The 6,077-nt window shown below is 69.4% G+C and carries 5 protein-coding genes; 1 reads left to right on the top strand and 4 read right to left on the bottom strand.

Annotated elements, in window-relative coordinates; all coding sequences use genetic code 11:
- Positions 1 to 22 precede the first annotated feature (22 nt).
- A complete protein-coding gene (locus ACWCSD_RS45945; protein ID WP_449924960.1) occupies positions 23 to 931 on the top strand; it encodes an ATP-binding cassette domain-containing protein in 909 nt (302 codons plus the stop codon).
- A 56-nt stretch (positions 932 to 987) separates the two neighbouring features.
- Here the strand turns inward: ACWCSD_RS45945 and ACWCSD_RS45940 are convergent, their stop codons facing one another.
- The 4 genes from ACWCSD_RS45940 to ACWCSD_RS45925 all read right to left on the bottom strand — a co-directional run bounded on the left by ACWCSD_RS45940 (position 988) and on the right by ACWCSD_RS45925 (position 6,049).
- The gene (locus ACWCSD_RS45940) at positions 988 to 2,478 is read right to left on the bottom strand and encodes an alpha/beta fold hydrolase (RefSeq protein WP_449924957.1); all 1,491 of its coding nucleotides are present in this window, start codon (positions 2,476 to 2,478) and stop codon (positions 988 to 990) included.
- Between the two features lie 374 nt (positions 2,479 to 2,852).
- On the bottom strand, positions 2,853 to 4,478 hold the full coding sequence (locus ACWCSD_RS45935; protein WP_449924954.1) for a CotH kinase family protein: 1,626 nt from the start codon (positions 4,476 to 4,478) through the stop codon (positions 2,853 to 2,855).
- 9 nt (positions 4,479 to 4,487) lie between these two features.
- On the bottom strand, positions 4,488 to 5,174 hold the full coding sequence (locus ACWCSD_RS45930) for a DUF4956 domain-containing protein (RefSeq protein WP_352350664.1): 687 nt from the start codon (positions 5,172 to 5,174) through the stop codon (positions 4,488 to 4,490).
- Positions 5,171 to 6,049 carry a VTC domain-containing protein gene (locus ACWCSD_RS45925; protein ID WP_449924950.1) on the bottom strand — a complete coding sequence of 293 codons (879 nt, stop codon included), beginning with the start codon at positions 6,047 to 6,049 and terminating at the stop codon, positions 5,171 to 5,173. Before ACWCSD_RS45925 ends, ACWCSD_RS45930 begins: the two co-directional genes overlap by 4 nt.
- Positions 6,050 to 6,077: the final 28 nt, after the last annotated feature.

Raw genomic sequence — 6,077 nt, 5'->3', positions numbered from 1 at the left:
CCGCACACCGCTCTAGAGCGGAGTGCGCCTCCGGACCGGGCACCTGACGATCACCGACGCCGCCCTGCACAACCTCGACCATCTCACCCTCGACGTGCCGACCGGTGTGCTGACCTGCGTCACCGGCGTCGCGGGGTCCGGCAAGTCGACTCTCATCGGCGAGGTGTTCACCGCCCAGCATCCCGGCGCGGTCATCGTCGATCAGGGCGCCGTCGCCGTCTCGGCCCGCTCCAGCCCGGCGTCCTTCATCGGCGTCCTGGATCCGGTCCGCCGTCTGTTCGCCCGCGCCAGCGGCACCCAGCCGGGGCTGTTCAGCTACAACTCCACCGGCGCCTGCCCCGCCTGCGAGGGCCGCGGCGTCATCCACACCGACCTGGCGTTCATGGACCCGGTCACCGCCGTGTGCGAGATGTGCGGCGGCAGCCGCTACAACCCCGAGGCCCTGCGTCACCGGCTGCGCGGGCACACCATCGTCGACGTCCTGGCCCTGACCGCCGAGCAGGCCGCCGCGTTCTTCACCGAACCGGCCATCCGCGACCGCGTCACCACGCTGGTCGACGTCGGCCTGGGCTATCTCACCCTCGGCCAGCTCACCTCCACGCTGTCGGGCGGCGAACGCCAGCGGATGAAACTGGCCGGCGAGCTCACCAAGACCGGCGCCGTCTACGTTTTGGACGAGCCCACCACCGGCCTGCACCTGTCGGACGTCGACACCCTCATCGACCTGCTCGACCGCATCGTCGACGCCGGCAACACGGTCATCGTGGTCGAGCACCACATGCAGATGGTCAAACGGGCCGACTGGGTCATCGATCTGGGGCCGGGCGGCGGCAAACACGGCGGCCGCCTGATGTTCCAGGGCACCCCCGCCGACCTGCTGACCGCTTCGGGGTCCCGTACCGCCGAGCATCTGGCCGCCGCGCTCGCCTGACCGGCCGCGGGAGGGGTGGGGCTGATCGTGCCGGGGGCGGCACGATCAGCCCAGTGTCAGCCCTGGGGTTCCTCCGCCGGGCAGCCGATGCCCTTGGCGGGTACGGACGCCGAGATCAGGTAGCTGTCCATGGCGGCCGTGGTGCAGGTGGTCATGCCGTAGACGCCGTGGCCCCAGCCGTCGTAGGTGAGCAGGGTGGCCTTGGGGCCCAGCTGGCGGGCCACGTTGGCCGACCACGCGTACGGCGTGTCGGGGTCGTGCCTGGAGGTGGCCACCAGCAGCGGCGTGCTGCCCTTGTACCGCAGCGGGTGCTGGGGGTTGTTGACCGGATGGCCCTGGCAGATCGGCATGTCGCCCATCGGCATCGGGTTGTAGCGCATGTCGGGGGCCACCGCGTTGGAGGCGCGCATCACCTCGGCGTACTCGGCGTAGCCCCGCAGCGACAGGTTCCAGTCCTGGCACAAGATCGCGGTGGGCAGTTCGGCGTACTGGCCGTTCACCGGCCAGTTGCCGGGAGGGCCGGGCATGTCCTCGGGCACCGGGCCGCCCGCCAGCGCGAGCAGCACCTTGGCCTCCAGCCGCCAGGCGGGCGCCTCGTTGAGCACCACGCCCAGCCACTGCAGGTTGTGCGTGCTCACCGGGCGGCCGTCGCCCGGCCACAACAGCTGACCGCGGCCGGCCTTGGCCAGCAGCCCCTTCCACAACGCCCGGATGTCGCGGCCGCGCAGGACGCAGTCGCTGTCACGCTCGCACCAGGCGATGAACTCCTCGAAGCTGTCCTGGACGGTGGCGGCCTCGCTCACCTGGAACGCCTTGACGTCCAGGCTGTGGTCCATGTTGCTGTCCAGCACCATGGCGCGGATCCGGCCCGGGAACAGCTCGGCGTACATCTGCTGGGCCAGCGTGCCGTAGGAGACGCCGTAGGAGGTCAGTCTGTCCTCACCCAGCGCGGCGCGGATGGCGTCCATGTCGCGGGCCACGTTGACCGAGTCGAGGTGGTCGTACAGGGGGCCGGTGAGCTTGCGGCAGTCGGCGCGCAGCCTGTTGTCGAAGGCGACCCACGTCAGGTAGTCGGCCTGGCTGGTCATGACCGGGTAGGGCATCTGGTTGTACACCGAGGCCGAGCAGGTCACCGAGCGGCTGCGGGCGACGCCGCGGGGGTCGTAGCCGACGATGTCGAAGCGCCGCTGGATGTCCTGGCTGAAGCCGGAGGGGCGCAGGATGTCGTTCACGCCGGAGTTGCCGGGCCCGCCGGGGTTGGTCAGCAGGGAGCCGATCCGCGCCGACGGGGTGGTGGCCTTGCGGCGGGCCAGGGCCAGGTCGACGGTCGGCCCGTCGGGCTCGGACCAGTCGATGGGCACGGCCAGCGTGCCGCACTCGACGGTGGGTTCTTCCTCGCACGGCCCCCAGGTGATGCCGCGCTTGCCGACGGCATCCGTGACGTCCTGCCGGGTCACCGCCGCGCCGGCCGTCCCCCCCATGGGGACGGCTAACAGCGTCGCCATCGCCATGAGGGCGGTGGCGAGCAGGGATGTTCTTCTCAGCACATTGCTCCTATCGTCGATCGGCACGTCGATCGGCGGGCGGGGCTGCTCGCACGGCGCGTGATCGGGCCCCCTGGCCTGGCCGCGGAGCGTCCCCCGTCCTGCCTCAGCGGTCTGTTGCGGGGCTGCTGCCGTGCCTCTCCTTGATCACGACTCGGAATCTAACAGGCGAAGGCCGCGCCGGTGGACAATACGCCAGAATCTGGACAAATGCGGGTGCGGGGCGGCAGAGCCAGCACGGCCGGAAACCCGCCGCCGAGCCGGGGCCAGCGAGAGCTGGAACGGAATCCGGCGTCAAACGGGTCTCCCGGGCCGGTGGCCCTCGCGTCAGGGGCCCCGGACGTGGACAACGCCAGATTCCGTTCGCCACGTGCGGGTCAGGCGCCGGTGATCGCCTTGTCCGAGCGCAGGGTCTCGGTCCGGGTCCGCAGGAACGTGCGCAGGGTCTTCGCCTCGGCGTCGACCTTGGCGGTGTCGGCGCCGTCGTTCAGCTTGTAGGCGGCGACGAGGTCGTCGAGCAGGCCAGAGGCGGCGCCGCTGCCCAGCAGCTTGGTGTACAGGGCGCGGTACTGCTCCTCGTACATCTTCTTGAAGGTGGCGTTCTTGAGGAACTTCTCCTTCAGGGGGTGGCTCATGCGCATCATGCCGCCGCCGGGACGCCCCTGCCCGCCGCCGGGCGCGGTGAGGCCCTGAGGCGGCTGCCCCTGCCGGGGTTGCGCCGGCTGGGTCTGCGTCTGGGTCTGCTGTTGGTTCTGCTGGGGACGTCCAGGGCCGAAGCCGCCCATCCCGATCGTGTCGTTGACGCCGCTCTTGGCGTCGCCGTTGAAGGCGAGGTTGAGGTCCCAGGTGATGACCTTGAACTTCCTGGTGGCCGTGTCGTACCACAGGTAGTAGTTCTTGCCGGGGCCGGCCATGTCGTCGAAGTTGACCATGATGTGCTGCAGGGCCAGGTAGCGGGCGAACGAGGTCACGTCCAGGCGGTCGGTCAGGCCCTCGGTGAACTCGGCGTCGGAGGCTTCGCCCGTCCACCTGACCAGGTCGATGACCGGCTGCAGGTCCTTGCCGCCGACCTTGTTGATCTGCTTGAAGTCGCCGGTGTACTCGGTCTGGTCCTCGCCCTTGTAGGTGAACGAGCCGGTGGCCAGCGACTTGTACAGCACGCCGTCGCCGAGTTCGGCCGCGTAGCCCTCGTCCAGGTACTCCACCACCAGGCGCGGGGTGGACGCGCGGCCGTTGACGGTGAAGGAACTGTAGGCCGAGCGCTGGGTCGGCTCGCCGGAGGCGCCGACCAGTGCGATGCCGAGCGCCTCGTTCAGCATCGTCGTCGAGCCCATCGTGGCCGGCCGTACGGCGACCTGGGTGCGCCCCTGGTAGCGGCGGCCCTCCACGAACTCGTCGAAGCTGATCAGCCAGGGCAGGTTCTCCGGCTCCTCGGCCTTCAGGGAGGCGCCGAACATGCCGCCTCCGGGCGGCCCGCCCTGGCCCTGCGGCTGCCCGTTGCCGGGCGGCTGGAAGCCTTCAGGGGGTTGGAAGCCGTCGGGCGGTTGGAAGCCGTCGGGCATCCCTTCCGGCCGCCGGCCGCCGCCGGGCACGGCCCGCCGCTTGGACTGCCCCTTCCAGGTCAGCTGCCCCAGCGTGGAGTTGCCCTTGAGACGGACGCCGACGCTCGGGACGCGGGTGCCGTCGATCGTCAGGTCGGCTTCGACGTACTTCTTCTCGCCGTCCTTGAAGTACTCGCTCAGCATGTCCTGGTAGGCCTCGTCGGTGAAGGTGAGCTTCACCTCGTGCCCGGTGGAGGCGTCGAACAGGTCCTTGGTGCCGGTCAGGTTCGAGGTGACGACCCTGGCCTCGGCGGCCTGGGCGGTGGTGACGTACGGGCGGATCGTGCCGCTGCCGAAGACGCCCCAGCAGGCGGCCAGGAACGCCGCGCACAGCGTGACGAGCCTCCAGTTCTGCCGGAGCCTGACGGGGACGCGGTGCTTGAGGTGCTTGGTCGGTGCCATGTGCCGGGCCTACAGGTCGGTCTGGTCGTACCCGGTCAGGACGGTGACCGACTGGCCGTGGTTGCGCTCGCGCAAGGCGCTGATCAGGTCGCCCGGCTCGCTGCCCTTCTTGATCTTGACGGTGTACATGAGCTCGGTGAGCGCCCCCGCCCTGATCGACTCCATGCTGACCAGCTCGAACTCGTCGGTGTGCCGGACGAGCACGTCCTGGATCGAGGCGGTGAAGTCCTCGTCCGAGGGGACCTGGACCTTGACGACCTGGCGTCGCACGTTGAGCTGGAACCAGTTGAACCGGTGCATGACCATGACGATCAGGCAGATGGCGACGGCGGCGACGATGCCCAGCAGGTAGAAGCGGGTGCCGACGGCCATGCCGACGCCCATCACCAGGAAGATGAACCCGACGTCGCGGGTCTCCTTGATGGCGTTGCGGAACCGCACCACCGACAGGGCGCCGACCAGGGCGAACGCGCGGGCGATGTTCGAGCCGACGACCAGCATGATCAGCGAGATCAGCATGCCCAGGACGACCAGCGTCTGGACGTAGGACTGGCTGTAGGACACGTTGCGGTGCGTGGCCCGGTACACCCAGCCGATCATGGCGCTGAGCACGAACGACAGGGCCATCGCGATGGCGATGTCGGCCACGCTGAACGTGCCGGACAGGTCCTGGAAGGAGAAGTCCATGGGGGTCATGCCTCCGAGAGAACGGTCGAGGGGATGAGGTCGTGGTCGGGAACGTGGAAGATCGAGCGCGGCGCCAGCCCGTGGGCCTCGACGCTCTGGCAGTACTTGGAGACCCGCACCACTTGCAGGTTCCGCTTGGCGGTCAGGTCGGTCAGCCAGTACGGCACCCGCTCGTTGGCCTTGACCTCCACGATCGTCTTGCCGGCCGGGACGATGAGCCGGTTCTCGGCGTCGGCGCCGAGGTGGAAGTCCCGGTCACGGCCGCGGATGCGCTGGTCGAACGTCACCCGCAGGCCCACGTCGGCGTCACGGCCGAGGTAGGCGTGCCGCTGGTAGCCGGTGATGGCGACGGGCCGCAGGTCCAGGCGCAGCACCAGGTCGAGCACCTCCTCCAGGAAGGCCCGCTGGGACGGGTCGTGCTCGACCAGCTGCCGCCCGTCGCACAGGCGCAGCGCATCGGCGTAAGGGAGGGACACCCGCCGCTTCTGGGTGACCCGGTTGACCCGCTGCTTGATCTCGACGAACACCGGCGTGGCGCCGTCCACGCAGAAGCGGTCGCCGTAGTGGCGCACCCGCAGCTTCCTGCGGAACTTCAGCCCCTCGATCTTCTCCCAGTAGAAGCGCAACTGCCGGGTGTCGTAGTAGACGCTCCAGATGCCGTAGCCCGCCTCGCCGCTGTGCCGGTCGCGATCCAGCCGCTGCTCGATCTCCTCCCGCAGCGCGACCGCCTCCGAGGCGTCCACGAGGTACTTGATCTCGTAGCGGTTGAAGGCGTGCAGCTTGCTGGGGGCCCGCAGCCGGTGGCCCTGGTCACCGTCCGCCTCGGACGGCTGATCAGCATTCTCAGCTGCGGAAACTGCTGGTTTGCGGAACCTTTTCAGCAATGTCCCTCCTTTCGTCAGCACACATCTG

Source organism: Nonomuraea sp. NPDC001684 (assembly GCF_053596515.1).
Note: the sequence above shows the minus strand (reverse complement) of the source record. Positions and strands in the feature narration are given on the sequence as shown.

Coding starts and splice junctions, on each gene's coding strand:
- ACWCSD_RS45935 (WP_449924954.1), bottom strand. CDS start 4,478: ATGGCACCGACCAAGCACCTCAAGCACCGCGTCCCCGTCAGGCTCCGG.
- ACWCSD_RS45930 (WP_352350664.1), bottom strand. CDS start 5,174: ATGACCCCCATGGACTTCTCCTTCCAGGACCTGTCCGGCACGTTCAGC.